The sequence below is a fragment of the Legionella impletisoli genome (genome assembly GCF_900639875.1).
In the GTDB taxonomy this organism is placed as follows: domain Bacteria; phylum Pseudomonadota; class Gammaproteobacteria; order Legionellales; family Legionellaceae; genus Legionella_A; species Legionella_A impletisoli.
This window is the reverse complement of sequence record NZ_CAAAIA010000004.1, coordinates 50,049-65,924: the sequence shown is the minus strand read 5'-3', so window position 1 is coordinate 65,924 and position 15,876 is coordinate 50,049. Positions and strand designations below refer to the sequence as shown.

The window sequence follows — 15,876 nt, the reverse complement described above, 5'->3', positions numbered from 1 at the left end:
CACCATGATCTATTTTTTAAACATATCTTGCCACTGTGAAAAAAACTGCTGCATTTGCTTTTGATACGTTTCGCTCGCTTTTTGATACTGAGAAAAATACGGATTTGACTCCACTTGTGCATGCATAAACTGCATCATTTCCTGAAGCATCATTTTTAACGATTCATTCATGGGATGATGAGCCAATAGGATCAATTGCCGCAAGATATCGGAAGATAAAAACTGAGTTGTACCCGTTTCTGTTTCAACTAAAATCTGCAATAAGGTTGCATTCGTAATGTCTTTTTCAGAGGCCGAGTCAATTACTTTAAAATCCAATCCTTCAACGACATATCGCTGCAGATCTTCTATCGTAATGTACTGGCTTTTTTCCGTATCGTACAATCTGCGATTTTTGTATTTTTTAATCAGTCGAGTCATCGTTTTATTCAAACCAAATTAATACATGTGTAAACCACCATTAATGCTTAGGTTTGCACCCGTGAGATAACTGCTTCGTTCATCGATAATAAACTTAATTGCCCAGGCAATTTCCTCAGGCCGAGCTAATCGTTTGGCAGGAATTTGCTCAATAATCTCTTTTAAAATGTCCGGTCTTATATCAGCCATAAGATGGGTATCAACATAGCCAGGAGAAATACTATTGACGGTTATGTTTTTAGCCATCAATTCTTGTGCAAGGCTTTTGGTAAATCCATAAATTCCTGCTTTGGACGCTGCATAATTAGCTTGTGAAAACTGGCCTTTTTGAGCATTAACGGATGAAACGTTCAAAATTCTTCCCCACTCTTGGTCACGGAAATAGCCAACGGCCGCGCGAGTGACATTAAACATTCCATCCAGATTGACTCTAAGCACTTCATCCCATTGCTCTTTCGTCATCTTATAAAACACAGCATCGCGAGTAATCCCTGCGTTATTGATTAATACATCAATATGACCAAATTCCTCAACAATCTTATCGATTACTTGCTGACATTCGTTAAAATGCGTGACGTCCATTTGACGATAGTGCGCATTGGTAAATCCTTCATTCCTTATTTTTTCTAACCATCCCTTAGCCTTATCAAGCGATAGAATATCCAATGCAATAACGGCTTTGTATATAGGACATAATTCTTTAACCACAGCGGTACCAATATCACCAATACCCCCTGTTATTAATACCACTTTGTCATTCATAATTGATCCTATAATTAATTAATCATATGGGTAGCAATACCCAATAACACAGCTCTAATGCACTGAGTTGTGGGAAAAAGCATATCTTAGCTCTCAGCCTAATTCGTTTTAAGTTACATATATTGACCACCATTCACGTCCAAGTTAGCCCCGGTAATAAATCCTGACTCATCGGAGGCTAAAAACGCTACGGCCGATGCAATCTCTTCTGGTTTCCCTAAGCGACCAATAGGAATATTCGATTTGATGGTATTAAGGACCTCTTCTTTCATCGAAGCCAACATTGGAGTTTCAATATAACCTGGTGAAATGGTATTAACCGTAATGCCTTTGCTTGCAACTTCTTGCGCTAGGCTTTTAGTAAAACCAAATAAAGCCGCTTTCGTAGCGGCATAATTGCATTGACCAAATTGCCCTTTACGGCCATTGATAGAAGAAATAGAAATAATACGGCCATAACCTTCATCGATCATTAGGGGAAGAACATTTCGAGTCATGTTGTAAACACTGTTCAAATTGCCATCAATAACTTTATGCCATTGTTCAGGTTGCATTTTTTTGAGCGTGGTATCACAGGTAATACCCGCATTATTAACTAAAACATCAATACGTCCATAACGCTCTTTAACTAAGGATACAAGCTTTACGCAATCATCAAATTGACCAATATCGCCATACAAAATATCAATCTCGTATCCTGCTTCTTTTTGCTTGGATTGCCAAGCTTTGGCTTCATCATGATTTCCGTTTTTGAAATAACAGGCAACCACCTGAAAGTCTTTAGCAAGTCTTTGACTTATAGCCGTACCAATACCACCTGTTCCTCCTGTCACCAGCGCAATCCTTCGCTCCATAATCATCTCCTAATCATAAACTATGTGTATATATAAGAACGGTTACCCTCGATTTAATAAATTTCCACATACACAGAAACGATAAATTAATTCAAAAACAATATTGACTATTGGAAGTAATTATAATGGATGAAATGTTTGGAATGTCAAATGCTAAAATTGCAACTAATTCAGATAGGGTAGCATTGGATTGTTGAGTTGGAGTCGCTGAAATCCGAGCCTAATTCGGCTCGGATCAGGATGAGTGAATTAAGCCAATGCTTTTTTGGGAACATAGCCTTTTAACTGTTGAGCAAATTGATGCAGCACATCCAAGCCAGATTCTTCGGCCTGCTTGCACCAATGTTGTAATGCTTCAATTAATTCTTTTTGAGAAGACGCGGTTTTGGTCCAAATACTTTGCAGAGATTGACGGTAATTATAGACCATGCGTAGCTTCTCATAACGTCCCAGTAAAGCCTGCAATCGTGAGTTCGCTCGTGGGGATAAAAGTTTTTCCTGACGACGCAATAAACGACCTGCGCGAACAAATAAGCGTTTATCGTTAGGGCTTTCTAAGCCATGTCGCTTCTCATGACGTAAGATAGGCCGAATGACGTGCTTATAATATTGCGACATCACTTGAAAACGGTTCGAAATCACCGCTTTAACAGTATCTAAGTCAACATGTAACTTTCCTTCCTCACGCGCTAATTTAGGTGGAAGCTTTTTCACTTTAGCTAATCCTAATAAAGATAAGCAGCGAATATAAAACCAGCCTATATCAAACTCCCACCACTTCACTGAAAACTTGGCTGAAGAGGCAAAGGTATGGTGGTTATTGTGGAGCTCTTCACCCCCAATCCAAAACCCCCAAGGGAATACATTAGTTGCTGCATCTGGACATTCAAAATTACGATAGCCCCAAAAGTGACCCACTCCGTTCACTACACCTGCAGCCCACAGTGGGATCCAAATCATCTGAATCGCCCAGATGGTAACACCGGGAACTCCAAATAACAGGAAATCAATGAAAAACATGACGGCAATGCCTAAAGCCGAATAGCGTGAATAAAGGTTTCGTTCTATCCAATCATTCGGCGTGCCGTGAGAATATTTCGCTATCATTTCTTTATCTTTGGACGCTTGGCGATACAACTCAGCCCCTTGCCAAAAGACTTTTTTCAAACCAAGCACTTTAGGACTATGAGGGTCACCTTCGATATCCGTTGTTGCGTGGTGTTTGCGATGAATAGCCACCCACTCTGCTGTAACCATGCCGGTGGTTAACCAAAGCCAGAAGCGGAAAAAATGACTGACAATAGGATGGAGCGTTAAGGCTCGATGCGTTTGATAACGATGCAAATACAACGTAACTGAGGCGATCGTTATTTGAGTCAGAACCAGGGCCGCAATAACATAACCCCAAAAAGATAAGTTTAACAAGCCATAAAGCATAAGCTACTCCAAAAACGAATTATTTAGAAATTCATTACTCTGTTCATTCACGAACTTTACTCATAATCCGATTGTTTGATTCGTAAATATAGACTCGAGCATTTAAGGAACTGTCTAGGAAAAACATTTTTTGCCCATAAAATAGCGAGTTACTTTTCATTATACCACAGTTTTTATGCAAATCGATTTGCAAGTATGCTAATAGTAGCGCATAATTCCTGAAACGATATCCTATCGATGACCACACCTATCTATTTTTGTATTGATGTGGCTAAACTTATTAAGACTTCTGCAAAGGCAAGCTATGGATAAAAAATTTCAAAACATCCTTGAGCAGCTCATTCCTTTCATTATTTTAGGAATTGGAATTGCTCTGGCAATTGGCTTACTCATCATGTTTTCTTATGTTTTGGTTTGGGGCATAGTCATTGGAGGGGTTATTTGGCTAGTCTACTTTGTTAAAAGTTATTTTTTTCCAGATAAGGCTGCTTCAAAAAAGAATGGTCGTATAATCGAACATGATGACAAAGACCGTTCATAATTTTTCTTAAGCTCTATGGCAAACCATGCCCGAATTACCTGAAGTAGAAACCACAAGATGGGGATTGTATCCCCATCTCATTCATCAATCGATAGAACAGGTTCTGATTCACCAGTCTTCTTTACGAAGACCTATCCCGGATAATTTTAACGCGCTTTGTAAAGGGAAGACGATTCTTGATATTACTCGTCGTTCTAAATACCTCATTCTAACCTTGACTGAAGGCGCTATTCTGATTCACTTAGGTATGTCCGGTCATCTTAGAATTCTTGATAAAAACATCGCTTTAAAAAAACATGATCATGTAGAAGTTATTCTATCGAATCAACAGCGTTTGCGTTATCATGATCCTCGTCGCTTTGGGCTTTGGCTTTATACGAATTGCGATCCGCTTACGCATCCTCTTTTAACAAAATTAGGTAAAGAGCCACTAACTGAATCCTTTAATATCGATTACCTAGCCCATCGAGCCATATGCAAAAAACAAAGCATTAAATCATTTATTATGGATAATCAAATAGTCGTTGGCATTGGAAATATTTATGCCACCGAGAGTTTGTTTATGAGTGGAATTCATCCCTTAACGCCAGCGGGAACTATTTCAAAGGATAGACTAGAGCGTTTAATTCATGCGATTAAGTCCATATTAAGCCAAGCGCTTCAGGCTGGAGGAACCACTTTAAAAGACTTTTATTCTTCCGATGGGAAACCAGGTTATTTTGCACTTAATTTAAACGTCTATGGACGCCAAGGACTTTCTTGTAAGATCTGTCACTCAAAAATTGAGTCCGTTATCATATCGGGGCGCCGTTCAACCTTTTGTCCTCAATGCCAACCCAAGTGAATTAAAATGCTATGGGCAATTGAGTCCACATCAAGTATCATTTTTTATTTCTCGATTTTTACTGTAGGGAGCCTATGAAAGCTAGCAAACCACGTACCTTATGGATCATTATTCTTTCTGTTATTTATACCGCTAATGCTTGTATCAAAGCCATATTTCGAAAAATGACGGGAACGATTAACCGCAATTGGGTTGATAAAACCATGCGCAGATGGGTCGATCGCATATTAAAGCTGGTACGCGTTAATGTGAAGGTTGTTAATCCGCATGATGTTAAGCCAAAAGAAAATGAGCCCACAATCATTATGTGTAATCACTCGAGCTTATACGATATCCCGATCAGCATCAAAGCGTTTCCTTATACTAGTATCCGCATGCTTGCAAAAAAGGAAATGTCCAAAGTGCCTGTTATGGCGGGGGGTATGAAAGCAGCAGAATTTCCCTTTGTGGATAGAAAAAATCGTGCCCAGGCTATTAAAGATTTAGAATACGCTCGTGAGTTAATGGAAAGTGGAATTGTGATGTGGATAGCTCCTGAAGGGACTCGTTCTCGCGATGGAACATTATCAAAATTCAAAAAAGGGGCTTTTATTACTGCTATTCAAGCACAAGCGACCATTATCCCCATTGGAATACGCGGTGCATTTCAAATTCTACCTGCAAAGACTCATCAATTTAATATTAATCAGACAGCTGAAGTACATATCGGCGAACCCATCGACGCCTCGAAATACACTTTAGAGAATAAAGAAGAGCTTATTGAACGAACCCATCAGGTGATGAAGCAGCTCGTGGGGGAACAATAAATGCAGATCTCCATGCATACCACTTAGGATCATGCTAGCAAAGATTATCTGCCATAGCGTTTCTTTAATGCATTAATCCGTACCCTTGTTTTTTCTCTTTAGTAACGACTGTAGCTTGACCAATATGCCTTGGATCGGAAGCCGGAGTAATGAGGTTTAGCCCATAATCCCAAGTAATGGCTTGCATATCACCATAATATTGATCTAGTTGCCGAAGCTCATACCCCATTTGTTTTAATGTTTTTTGAATCTCAGGCGGGATGGTATCCGGCTCAAACATCAGCCAATCCGGGTGATATTGATGATGAAATCGCATTTCGGAAACCATCCGAATGGCTCCATAAGATTCGTGAAATACAAGCGATGCCAATAAAACCATGGTTGGAATTCGACTTCCACCAGGTGTTCCCAATATAGCAAGCCTATCGGGCAGCTCAAGAAACGTTGGGGCCATACTCGAAAGTGGACGCTTGCCTGGTTCAATCCGGTTTTTGTCACCGCCAATTAAACCAAACACATTTTTCACATTCGGCTTGATGACAAAATCATCCATCTCATCATTTAAGAGTACCCCTGTGCCTTCTGCAACCACACTGGAACCGAAAATAAAATTAATCGTTAATGTGGCTGCCACTCGATTTCCTTCGCCATCTAAAATGGAAAAGTGCGTGGTGTCATGATGCTCATGCTTAGGCTTTTTCGCATCCAAGCTCGCATTTTCCGTGGCTTTATCAGCTTTAATAAAAGAACGAAGATAATGAGCATTCGCCTCGGATAACAACTGCTTAACGGGGATCTTAACAAAATCCGGATCCGCTAATAGCTCAGCACGTTGCCAGTACGTTAGCCGCATAGCTTCCACTACATAATGTATCCATTGTGCTTTAGATAAATGTTCTAAGGGATAAGCGGATAAAATATTTAGCATCGTAATTAAACCCACGCCTCCTGCCGAAGGTAAAGGAGCGGTTATCACGTGCATGTTATGAAATTGCCCTTCGTAGGGCTTTCTAACTTTAACCTCGTATTGCTCTAGATCCTTTAATGTCCAAATACCCCCAGCTTGATTAACCCCGCGAACTAATTTCTCAGCGACCTCACCTTGATAAAAGCCCTTTCGTCCCTCCTTTGCGATCATTCTGAGCGTTTTTGCTAAATCTCGTTGATATAAGCGCTCACCAACATCATAGGGTTGCTTATTTTCCTTTAAAAATACGGAAACCGAACCAGGAAATTTTTTCAACTGCTCGAGCCTGTCTCCCATGTGAAAGAAATGGAGCAGTTGATGATCCACTAAAAATCCATCTTCAGCAAGTCGAATGGCTGGTGCAAGTGATTTGGCAAGCGGCAATCGACCATATTCCGTTGCAATTTGAACCAGGGCAGCGGGCTCACCAGGAATCGCAGCTGACAAGCCGCCATTTAAAGAAAGTCCTTTAATGGGATTGCCCTTCGCGTCTAAAAACATATCCGCTTTTGCTGCCATCGGAGCAACTTCTCGCCCGTCGATGAAAATATTCTTATTATGTTTCGCATCATGTAACAGCCAAAACCCACCGCCTCCTAAGCCAGAATGGTAAGGCTCAACCACGGCTAACGCCGCACTAACTGCTACGGCAGCATCAAACGCATTGCCACCTTGGCTTAAAATTTCAAGTCCGGCTTGGGTTGCTAAAGGATGTGCGCTCGCTACAGCATAGCCAGGAGGTTCTATTATTTGTTCTTTAGCGAAGACCCCAATGGGGCAATAGACAAAAACAGCAAGTAAAAAAAAGCTTATGGCTTTTTTTGCTCTTGGTTCAATTGCAGTGCCTTCACTACAACATCTGGGACGAATTCGGATACATCACCTCCTAAGGCTGCTATTTCGCGAACCAATGTTGATGAAATAAACATATAATTTTCAGATGGGGTCAAAAACATGGTTTCAATCGTTTTAGATAATTTACGATTCATACCAGCCAACTGAAATTCATACTCAAAATCCGATACCGCTCTTAACCCTCTTAAAATCACACCAACGTTTTGTTCTTTTGCAAAGTGAATTAATAAAGAATCAAACCCCATCACTTTGACCCCTGGTAGATTACCAATCGCTTTTTCGACGAACTTAATACGTTCACTAAGACTAAAAAAAGGGCGCTTAGCGCTGTTGCTTGCAACCGCGATGATAAGTTCTGGGAATAATCTCGCAGCACGCTTAATAATATCAACGTGGCCATTTGTTACTGGATCAAAAGTACCTGGATAAATCGCTTTTTGGTTCATAGGTCACAGTTTCAATTGCATATCTAAGCAGTCTATCGTATTGTTCCATAAAAAACTATTGTCCTTATGGTCTGTGCTCCCAGAAAACATTTCGACAGGATTTTACAAATGGTTGCTATTTATCAGACAACGACTATCTTATTTTCAACATCAAAAAAACAAGGAGTTCACCGCAATGAATGCTGCAAAAAAATTAGTTCTTCTGAGCTTTTGTCTATTAACTGCTTGTGCTCCTCCGAGGCCCGCTGCTGAGGCGCCAGTAAATGAAACTATGCCCGTAAAAGAGCGTGAAGAAAAAACAGCGACTGTTTCTTCCTGGGTCATCAATGGCGCTATGGCGGCTAAGAATCAAAATAAATCCTGGACAGCTTCTGTTAATTGGAAACAGCAAGGCGCAGGTCAGTATCAAATTCGTCTCTTTGGACCTCTTGGTGGGGGTACGGTGATCATTGAGAAAAATGGAGGCGTTATTACCTATAAGGATGGACCAAAAACCGTTACGTCCAATAGCGCCGATAAGTTACTTGCACAGGAAACTGGAATTAAATTACCCGTGAGTAACTTATATTATTGGGTTAGAGGTTTACCAGCACCAGGGCCTGTTCAAGTCACCGAATACGATCGCTATAATCACTTAAAAACTTTAAAGCAATCCGGTTACACCGTGAAGTATCTTAACTACACCTCGAAAGGGAACGTTGATTTGCCCAGCAAAATTCAATTAACCGGACATGGGTTATCGATGAAGCTGGTTATTAAGAGCTGGTCTGTATAACTACTCATCAAATCCCGCTCAGTGAGCCAATCGAACGAACATTAACTTCTGGGCGGGATCTATAGCGCAAGAAACACTGATTTTTTTTAAATCATAATTGACAAGCGAATTAAATCACTGCAAAATACACCCCAGTTCAAAACGTGAATGTCCTAACATTCATGTAAATATAGAATCTTAAGCTTACTGGGGTGTAGCCAAGCGGTAAGGCACAGGGTTTTGATCCCTGCATTCCTAGGTTCGAATCCTAGCACCCCAGCCACAATCTTGGTGATTCAAGTTAACAGACGGCAGAAGATACCCGGGAAGGATGCGTTCACCGGATCGCTAAATAACAATAATATCTTTCTGGCTGTCTTCTGCCATGTGTTTATGCTACCTGATTAATTTTATCTAAGGTTTTCACGCACATGTCGACGATGATGATATTCACTGGCAATGCCAACGCAGAACTAGCTCAAAATATTTCCTCCTATTTAAATTTACCCATTGGCAAAGCAAACGTTGGTACGTTTAGCGATGGTGAGACCATGGTTGAAATTTTAGAAAATGTCCGTGGAAGAGATGTCTTCATCATCCAATCGACCTGCGCCCCCTCAAATAATAATTTAATGGAGCTGTTGGTCATGGCCGATGCGCTAAGACGCTCTTCAGCCAACCGCATTACCGCCGTTATTCCTTATTTTGGGTATGCAAGACAAGACCGTCGCGTACGATCGGCACGCGTTCCAATAACAGCCAAAGTGGTTGCCGATATGATCACTTCTGTTGGGATAGGTCGTGTATTAACCGTCGATTTGCACGCAGATCAAATCCAAGGGTTTTTCTGCATGCCCGTCGATAACGTCTATTCGACCCCAGTTTTACTCGATGATATTCAGAAGCAAAAATTAGATAATTTGATGGTTATTTCTCCAGATGTAGGCGGAGTAGTTCGCGCTCGTGCAATGGCAAAACGATTAAATGACGCAGAATTATCTATCATTGATAAACGTCGAAGCGGTCCGAACAAATCTGAAGTAATGCATATCATAGGGGATCCCAAAGGCCGAAATTGCATTATCGTAGATGATATCGTCGATACCGCTGGAACCCTATGCTCTGCCGCGGTTGAGTTAAAAAATAACGGGGCACAAAGCGTGCGTGCTTATATTACACATCCAGTTTTATCAGGCCCCGCCATTACGAATATCATGAATTCATCTCTTGACGAAGTTGTAGTAACCGACACCATCCCTATATCCAACGAAGCCAAGAATTGTTCAAAAATACGCGTGGTGAGTCTAGCGGAAATGATTGCGCAAGCCATTAAGCGTGTTAATGAAGAAGAATCCATTAGCTCAATGTTTGCCGAATAAATTTTTGATCTTTACTCTCCATGGTGTACAGTCCATACAGGCTAATCCAAGCCTAAGAAAACTCGAAGGCATTCGATTATACCCCTAACCTTAATCAAATAAGCTCGCCGTGCCAAGGCACGGCATTTATGGGGGAAAGATTGAACTATGGATTAGATGGAATTAATCACGGGAGCCAACGTACTTATCATCAAAATAGTGACGAAGTTTAGTTCTAAGCGTGCCACGACTAATACCTAACATAAGCGCTGCACGAGATTGATTGTACTTACAGTGCTCCATAACAGCTCGGAACAAAGGGGCTTCAACTTCCTCAAGCACGAATTGGTATAAATCAACAGGATCAGTCCCCTTCAGTTCGGAAAAATATTTTTGCACTGATTGAGTTACACTCTCCGCTAAAGATGCAGTTGTATCCCCAGCCTCGTTGCTGATTGTTGTCATTATTATTAACTCCTTCTTTCAAAAAAATAATTCTATCGAAATGAATAATACTCGACAAGTTTCGAGTTAAACAGGGTGCGATTAACGTGGTTTTCTTATGCCAACATTCTGCGACTGGACCAGGCGATTTATGGACCTTCTAAATCACTTGCTCTCTCGTCAAGCAGCGGGAAGTTGATCATTGTGAAAACACAATTATTAATGAATAAGCCTCACGTTTAATTTTAAAAAACTGCACGTTTGATCGCACACATTCTACAAACACCATTAGTGGGCTAAAAAGCCCACCAAACCTCTATTAGTATTGAATCATAGCCGGATTAAATGGTTTACCATTAACGGTTAATTGGCCTTCATTCAAGGTTACATGAATGACAAATTCATTTCCTTGTTTTTCTAAAGCACCGGCTGCAACCAGAGCGTCTAATTTTTCTTGAGCTTTGGCTTCAGCTTTTTGATCAAGCTCTGCTAATGTCATTTGCTTTGTTACTGGTTGCTGAGCTGGGTCTTTCTGAGTTGCGTTGGTAGTAGACTCGGCAACTTGAGGTTGATCTTGAGCTTGAGCACTCGATTGATCACTCCTTTGTGTTGTTTCTTGCTGTTGAGCCTCAACGTCCTGTTTGCTTACCTCAGCATCTTGTGGCTGTTGCTTATCTTGCTGGTCACCCGAAGAGTGCATCTCTATTTGCTTGGCCAATGCATCTTGGAGGGTAGGTTGCTTAACTAGTTGTTGCTTAGATGTTTCTTTAAGCGCTTCCTTTACCAGATCGGCTGGCAGCTTAAGTTGACCCTCTCCTTGAATTTGCTGGATGAGCTGGAATGGGTTTGATGAATCACCTTTTGGTAAATTTAAGGTAAGGTTGCCTTCAATACTTCCTTCAGGCATCACAAAACTTAGCTTAGAAACTTCAAACTCGGCTCCTTTACTAAATAACTTAGGTAGTTCAGGTAAAATGGTGAACAATGCCTGCTGACGGTCTGCATCCGTGTTTCCTTGCATCTGGTTTGCTTGCTCATTAATTTTTGCAAGAACATCAGCATCTAAGTTTTTAATCGCCAACTTGATCTCACCAGGACCATAGTTTTTTCCATTAGAATAAAGTTGGTTTATAGAAGCTTCTAAATGAGAATGAAATAACCCATCTTCAATATCACTTTTAGTATGAACACTAAATTTATTTAACTCAAATATTTTTTGATCCCCATTGGTCACGAGAACTGATGGCAATGAGAAACTGGCTTGACCTAAATACAAGCCATTTTCTGCTTGATATAAGTCATACTCACTACTGACTTGGCTAACTCTTGCAGAAATTTGATCCTTTTTAACATCAATGCCCTGAATGATCATATCGCCATCTATGTGATCCAGGCGAGAAGTTAATGTGACATCACTCGTCATGCCATGCCATTTAAACTGACCATTCCCCTCTTTGGCAATGAGCGTAAACTGGGGGAGTTGAACACGAAAACGGCTACGATTTAGATAGTTGACTAAAACGCTGACATTCAGTTTTGGTGAGGTTGAGTCGGTTGTAAAGGCATCAGCAAATTTTTGTTTAAACTGATCAGGAAGATTTAATTCCGTTTTAGCATAGCCTAGGCCAAAATGAACCCCATCTTCAGCAAAAATTACTGGACCATGGTAAATTGAAAGGGGCATATCCAGCGTATAATCTTGTGCTGGCTGTAAGGTAGGTTGGCCATCTTGGTTTTTCACCACGCGCTCAGGAACATGGACTTTCCATAATAAATCAGCCTTGGAAGTGAACCAGCCGCGATCATAGCGGTTAATGGTAACATTCAAACCGTTTGCTTGATTAACTAAAGTAATATCTCTTTTTAAGGTACGTTCGGTCATCAATCCCGTACCGTAGTATCCACCAAGGACTAAAACAACTAAGATAATTATCAATCCCACTAATTTTTTCATTATCAGCTCCGTGTTTGAAATGATCCTCTTTAATGCGCTATGAGCAAAAAACTGCAAGAGGGTATTGTTTTATCGCAAAAAAAATTGCGTTAGAAAACAGCTGTTATTAAAGCACGATAATCATAATCTCGCAAAGGCATTGCGTGTTTTAGAAGTAATTATTTTTTAGACTGCTTTTCTGACACTTGTTTGCAATATGTTTCTTTCACCATCAAAGATAAAATTAACGCAACAAGCGAACAAAGAGGTAATATTTGTAAACCAAATTGAAAATCAGAAAGATGAAGCATTTCAACGTTATAAGCTCTAGCACCAGAAACGATATCTACCATTTTTCCAACCAATGGCTGTAATGATGCACCCACAAAAATAGAGATCATATTCGTAAACGCAATAGATGTGCCAATCACCTTACGTTCATGTAGTTCTGTGGATACAGCGTAGGCAATAGCAACGCCTGTGTTTGTTAAACCGAAAGCAAAAAATAAGAGATATGCCGTCGTTTTATTCATCTCAGGAGCAAATACATATAACGAGGTTAGAATTGCCCCCAAAATAGCTGAGGCAATCATAATAGGTTTGCGTCGACCCATTTTATCAGATAACCAACCAGATAATGGACCTCCAATTCCCCAACCGATAAATATGAGGCCTGTAGCAAAGGCAGCAGCATGGGCTGTTAACCCTCGACCGTACTGTAAATAAGCCGGTCCAATTGCCTCACCAATAACGGCAGTAGGACCAAATAAAAACCCAGCGTAAAGCGCGTTTATCCAAGCTTGCTTATGAGTCAAAATAATACGAAGGCTTTCTACAATGCTGATTTGACTATCATGCTTCATTTGGTGTGTTTTTTTTGTCGGTCTATCTTGTACGAACTGATAAAGTAAGCCCGCCAACAAAATAAATAAGAAAGCAATAATCAACATACTATGACGCCAGCCTACGGCGCCAACTAAAAAAGATACTGGAGCTTCGCCAGCAGCCGCTCCCAACATACCCAGTGCTTGAGTTAATCCCGCCAACAATCCAAGCATGGCTGCAGGAAACCAGGAGGTTGCTAACCTTAAAGCACAAACAAAAGCAAAAGCCGCACTAAAGCCAATTAACATTCTTCCAATAGAGGCTATTAAAAGCCCATCCGCTAGTCCAAATACACAGCAACCAAACGCGGTAATTAATGACATGACGGTCAAAATCCATCGGATACTTAATCTATCTACCGTAAGTCCGACAGGAATTTGCATTAAAATATAGGGAATATAAAAAGAGGCTGTTAAAATCCCAAAGCCTGCTTCATTGATACCAAAATCGCTTTGCAAGTAGCGGTGCATGACACCTGGTGCGACCCTTGCCATATAGTCGGAAAAAAAAAAGGCTGCAGCTAGACCCCAAACGAGCCAAGCGTAACCAAGTTTTTCACGAACTTTATCCTTATTTGTTTGAGGGAGTACAATTGAATTCATAAGTCCACTACTAGAATGTTCCTAAAATCATAATTTATACCCATCTTTTAATTTCAATGGATACATTTGTTTTACGAGAAGCGTTCCTGATCAATATTCATGCAAATATTGCTTCTTCATTATACTGGTGCGGTAGATAATTTCAACACTCTGTTTCTCATTAGCAAGGTAATCTGATAAAATTATGGGCTCGTAACCGGTAATTTAATGTATATGAATCCATTAGAAACGGCCATTTTAAATGCGTTTCAGCAACAGGGCGCACAGAAAGAAGCGAATAAAGCTTATCTTGAATTTATTAAAGCCAATTTTATTATTCCAATAGAAGTCGGTAGTGAAACAGAGCCAAAAGTACTTTATCTGATTGAGAACGAGCACATTTTTTTACCTGTTTTCAGTCATATGGATTATTTTGATGCTTGGGCAGCTCATATAGCAGAACGAATTCAATTACTTAAACTATCTGGCGTAGACTTATTAAAAGGTATTGGAGAAGGCGTCACTGTTTGCTTAAACATCGGGAGTGTTTGCTATAAAGAATTCAATCCTGCAGAAATTGCTAGAATGCGAAGTATGGTGCTTAAGTTTTTTAATAATTAATTCTTCTCCTTTAAAAATTCCAAACTCCCACTAATATGGGAATTTGGTCTTTTTAAAGCCGTTTACATCTCATCAGTACGTTACACCTATTCACATTAATTAAGCCACCATATCGATTACTTGATATCCCAAAATAGCAGATACGGCAATAACGCTACTTAACTCTAATACTTTAGTAATAAATCCAGCCTTGGTTGATGCATAATAATGCTCATCATTCGCGGCAAATTCTTCGGCTACTGATTCATAACCAATATAATCCGTTATATCGTAAATAGGTTCTTCTTTATAAAAACCTGCCCACCAACCATCGGACCACTGTTCGAATTCTCTAGTTCCTTCTTTAAATGGATTGTTTTCTTCACTAACATTCGCGAGCCCACTTTCGTAGCCGTAAGCATAGCAAGCTTCAAAGGAAGGGTGTTCAATATTAAATTTTAGTTTAATGTATGGTAAAAATTCATTGGTCGTTTTCATGTCATTACCCCTTTCGCGTGAATTGTAATCTAAGTATGTCATTTATTTGTATTGACCTTTACTTAGCTTTTATTTTACCTCGTCAATTTGCAATTCATGACGACCTAGAAAAACTTTACATTTTCTTCACAATTCATTTTTTCGAAGGCATATGACTTATCGGCAGTAAAACAAAAGATCTTTAGATTTAGGGCGCAAGACGTTCTTTGTGCCAGTGGTCATTTTTAAGAAAATATCGAATGCGATCGTGAAGACGACTATCTCTTCCTTGCCAGAATTCAACCGTTTCAGGACTAACCAGATATCCGCCCCAATATTCAGGGCGCATGACTGGGGCTTGTTGATGCTTTGCAACCAGTTCATTAAATCGCTGCTCTAGCTCGCTTCTATCTTTAATCACTTGACTTTGAGGAGAACTAATGGCGCTATATTGGCTGTGTAGAGGCCTTGAGGAAAAGTATACATCGGATAGCTTTTTTGAAGCCCTTTGAACCGTACCACGAATCCGTACCTGTCTAGACATTTCTGGCCAAAAAAAGTTCAAGGAAACGTGGGGATTATGTTCAATTTGAATCGCTTTAGTACTTCGATAGTTCGTAAAAAAAAGAAATGCGTTGTTTTCAATTCCTTTCAAAAGCACCACGCGGGTATCGGGGTGGGCATGCTCATCGGCCGTAGCTAAAACCATAGCGGTGGGATCGCTGATTTCGGTTTCAACAACCTCTTGAAACCAGCGTTCAAATTGTTCAAAAGGGGTTAATGCCGCAGATTGCTTACTCAGCGATAAATTTCCATATTCACGTCTAATTTCTGCGATTGTTTTCCCTTTCTTCATTTTTAAAATCCGTAACCATAAAAATTATTTTTAAAGAAGACCTCAGTGCGATACCC

General features: G+C 40.2%; 17 protein-coding genes and 1 tRNA gene. 7 read left to right on the top strand and 11 right to left on the bottom strand.

Annotated elements, in window-relative coordinates:
- Positions 1 to 9: 9 nt before the first annotated feature.
- From E1O41_RS05590 to E1O41_RS05575, 4 genes are all read right to left on the bottom strand, one after another.
- Entirely contained in the window at positions 10 to 420 is a 411-nt protein-coding gene (locus E1O41_RS05590; RefSeq protein ID WP_131776340.1) for a polyhydroxyalkanoate synthesis regulator DNA-binding domain-containing protein, read from the bottom strand.
- A gap of 18 nt (positions 421 to 438) precedes the next feature.
- Positions 439 to 1,185: an acetoacetyl-CoA reductase gene (gene phbB / locus E1O41_RS05585; RefSeq protein ID WP_131776339.1), complete on the bottom strand. Its 747-nt coding sequence runs from the start codon at positions 1,183 to 1,185 to the stop codon at positions 439 to 441.
- Positions 1,186 to 1,295: 110 nt separating this feature from the next.
- Entirely contained in the window at positions 1,296 to 2,036 is a 741-nt protein-coding gene (phbB, locus tag E1O41_RS05580; protein WP_165481119.1) for an acetoacetyl-CoA reductase, read from the bottom strand.
- A 249-nt stretch (positions 2,037 to 2,285) separates the two neighbouring features.
- Positions 2,286 to 3,473 carry a DesA family fatty acid desaturase gene (locus tag E1O41_RS05575; RefSeq protein WP_131776337.1) on the bottom strand — a complete coding sequence of 396 codons (1,188 nt, stop codon included), beginning with the start codon at positions 3,471 to 3,473 and terminating at the stop codon, positions 2,286 to 2,288.
- A gap of 304 nt (positions 3,474 to 3,777) precedes the next feature.
- Between E1O41_RS05575 and E1O41_RS05570 the strand changes: the two genes are divergently transcribed.
- The 3 genes from E1O41_RS05570 (at position 3,778) to E1O41_RS05560 (ending at position 5,664) form a co-directional block, all read left to right on the top strand.
- Complete coding sequence (locus E1O41_RS05570) at positions 3,778 to 4,014, top strand: hypothetical protein (protein WP_131776336.1); 237 nt, start codon at positions 3,778 to 3,780, stop codon at positions 4,012 to 4,014.
- A 25-nt stretch (positions 4,015 to 4,039) separates the two neighbouring features.
- A complete protein-coding gene (mutM, locus tag E1O41_RS05565) occupies positions 4,040 to 4,858 on the top strand; it encodes a bifunctional DNA-formamidopyrimidine glycosylase/DNA-(apurinic or apyrimidinic site) lyase (protein WP_131776335.1) in 819 nt (272 codons plus the stop codon).
- Between the two features lie 74 nt (positions 4,859 to 4,932).
- On the top strand, positions 4,933 to 5,664 hold the full coding sequence (locus tag E1O41_RS05560; protein WP_131776334.1) for a lysophospholipid acyltransferase family protein: 732 nt from the start codon (positions 4,933 to 4,935) through the stop codon (positions 5,662 to 5,664).
- 64 nt (positions 5,665 to 5,728) lie between these two features.
- Here the strand turns inward: E1O41_RS05560 and ggt are convergent, their stop codons facing one another.
- Positions 5,729 to 7,444 carry a gamma-glutamyltransferase gene (gene ggt, locus E1O41_RS05555; protein ID WP_131776333.1) on the bottom strand — a complete coding sequence of 572 codons (1,716 nt, stop codon included), beginning with the start codon at positions 7,442 to 7,444 and terminating at the stop codon, positions 5,729 to 5,731.
- Complete coding sequence (gene coaD, locus E1O41_RS05550; protein ID WP_131776332.1) at positions 7,441 to 7,932, bottom strand: pantetheine-phosphate adenylyltransferase; 492 nt, start codon at positions 7,930 to 7,932, stop codon at positions 7,441 to 7,443. The genes ggt and coaD overlap by 4 nt, the downstream gene beginning before the upstream one ends.
- A gap of 175 nt (positions 7,933 to 8,107) precedes the next feature.
- Between coaD and lolB the strand changes: the two genes are divergently transcribed.
- The 3 genes from lolB (at position 8,108) to E1O41_RS05535 (ending at position 10,065) form a co-directional block, all read left to right on the top strand.
- Positions 8,108 to 8,707 (top strand): lipoprotein insertase outer membrane protein LolB, encoded by a 600-nt coding sequence (lolB, locus tag E1O41_RS05545; RefSeq protein ID WP_131776331.1) that lies wholly within the window; start codon positions 8,108 to 8,110, stop codon positions 8,705 to 8,707.
- Between the two features lie 187 nt (positions 8,708 to 8,894).
- Positions 8,895 to 8,969 (top strand) — tRNA-Gln (locus E1O41_RS05540).
- A 148-nt stretch (positions 8,970 to 9,117) separates the two neighbouring features.
- Positions 9,118 to 10,065, top strand: coding sequence for a ribose-phosphate pyrophosphokinase (locus E1O41_RS05535; RefSeq protein WP_131776330.1), 948 nt, complete (start codon positions 9,118 to 9,120; stop codon positions 10,063 to 10,065).
- A 162-nt stretch (positions 10,066 to 10,227) separates the two neighbouring features.
- Here the strand turns inward: E1O41_RS05535 and fis are convergent, their stop codons facing one another.
- From fis to E1O41_RS05520, 3 genes are all read right to left on the bottom strand, one after another.
- A complete protein-coding gene (gene fis / locus E1O41_RS05530; protein WP_131776329.1) occupies positions 10,228 to 10,509 on the bottom strand; it encodes a DNA-binding transcriptional regulator Fis in 282 nt (93 codons plus the stop codon).
- A 298-nt stretch (positions 10,510 to 10,807) separates the two neighbouring features.
- Positions 10,808 to 12,442, bottom strand: coding sequence for a YdgA family protein (locus E1O41_RS05525; RefSeq protein ID WP_131776328.1), 1,635 nt, complete (start codon positions 12,440 to 12,442; stop codon positions 10,808 to 10,810).
- 158 nt (positions 12,443 to 12,600) lie between these two features.
- Complete coding sequence (locus E1O41_RS05520; protein ID WP_131776327.1) at positions 12,601 to 13,908, bottom strand: MFS transporter; 1,308 nt, start codon at positions 13,906 to 13,908, stop codon at positions 12,601 to 12,603.
- A gap of 213 nt (positions 13,909 to 14,121) precedes the next feature.
- Here E1O41_RS05520 and E1O41_RS05515 point away from each other — a divergent pair, with 213 nt between their 5' ends.
- The gene (locus E1O41_RS05515) at positions 14,122 to 14,508 is read left to right on the top strand and encodes an SseB family protein (RefSeq protein ID WP_131776326.1); all 387 of its coding nucleotides are present in this window, start codon (positions 14,122 to 14,124) and stop codon (positions 14,506 to 14,508) included.
- Between the two features lie 99 nt (positions 14,509 to 14,607).
- Here E1O41_RS05515 and E1O41_RS05510 read toward each other — a convergent pair whose 3' ends face one another.
- Positions 14,608 to 14,985 carry a transmission trait enhancer LetE gene (locus E1O41_RS05510; RefSeq protein ID WP_131776325.1) on the bottom strand — a complete coding sequence of 126 codons (378 nt, stop codon included), beginning with the start codon at positions 14,983 to 14,985 and terminating at the stop codon, positions 14,608 to 14,610.
- 187 nt (positions 14,986 to 15,172) lie between these two features.
- Positions 15,173 to 15,820, bottom strand: a complete 648-nt coding sequence (pdxH, locus tag E1O41_RS05505) for a pyridoxamine 5'-phosphate oxidase (protein ID WP_131776324.1) — start codon at positions 15,818 to 15,820, stop codon at positions 15,173 to 15,175.
- Positions 15,821 to 15,876 lie beyond the last annotated feature (56 nt).

Excerpts from the sequence above, each read along its gene's own strand:
- E1O41_RS05510 (WP_131776325.1), bottom strand. The coding sequence starts at position 14,985 with ATGAAAACGACCAATGAATTTTTACCATACATTAAACTAAAATTTAAT.
- E1O41_RS05590 (WP_131776340.1), bottom strand. The coding sequence starts at position 420 with ATGACTCGACTGATTAAAAAATACAAAAATCGCAGATTGTACGATACG.
- E1O41_RS05560 (WP_131776334.1), top strand. The coding sequence starts at position 4,933 with ATGAAAGCTAGCAAACCACGTACCTTATGGATCATTATTCTTTCTGTT.
- E1O41_RS05515 (WP_131776326.1), top strand. The coding sequence starts at position 14,122 with ATGAATCCATTAGAAACGGCCATTTTAAATGCGTTTCAGCAACAGGGC.
- lolB (WP_131776331.1), top strand. The coding sequence starts at position 8,108 with ATGAATGCTGCAAAAAAATTAGTTCTTCTGAGCTTTTGTCTATTAACT.
- phbB (WP_165481119.1), bottom strand. The coding sequence starts at position 2,036 with ATGGAGCGAAGGATTGCGCTGGTGACAGGAGGAACAGGTGGTATTGGT.
- E1O41_RS05575 (WP_131776337.1), bottom strand. The coding sequence starts at position 3,473 with ATGCTTTATGGCTTGTTAAACTTATCTTTTTGGGGTTATGTTATTGCG.
- E1O41_RS05525 (WP_131776328.1), bottom strand. The coding sequence starts at position 12,442 with ATGAAAAAATTAGTGGGATTGATAATTATCTTAGTTGTTTTAGTCCTT.
- coaD (WP_131776332.1), bottom strand. The coding sequence starts at position 7,932 with ATGAACCAAAAAGCGATTTATCCAGGTACTTTTGATCCAGTAACAAAT.
- mutM (WP_131776335.1), top strand. The coding sequence starts at position 4,040 with ATGCCCGAATTACCTGAAGTAGAAACCACAAGATGGGGATTGTATCCC.
- pdxH (WP_131776324.1), bottom strand. The coding sequence starts at position 15,820 with ATGAAGAAAGGGAAAACAATCGCAGAAATTAGACGTGAATATGGAAAT.
- E1O41_RS05570 (WP_131776336.1), top strand. The coding sequence starts at position 3,778 with ATGGATAAAAAATTTCAAAACATCCTTGAGCAGCTCATTCCTTTCATT.
- E1O41_RS05520 (WP_131776327.1), bottom strand. The coding sequence starts at position 13,908 with ATGAATTCAATTGTACTCCCTCAAACAAATAAGGATAAAGTTCGTGAA.
- E1O41_RS05535 (WP_131776330.1), top strand. The coding sequence starts at position 9,118 with ATGTCGACGATGATGATATTCACTGGCAATGCCAACGCAGAACTAGCT.
- fis (WP_131776329.1), bottom strand. The coding sequence starts at position 10,509 with ATGACAACAATCAGCAACGAGGCTGGGGATACAACTGCATCTTTAGCG.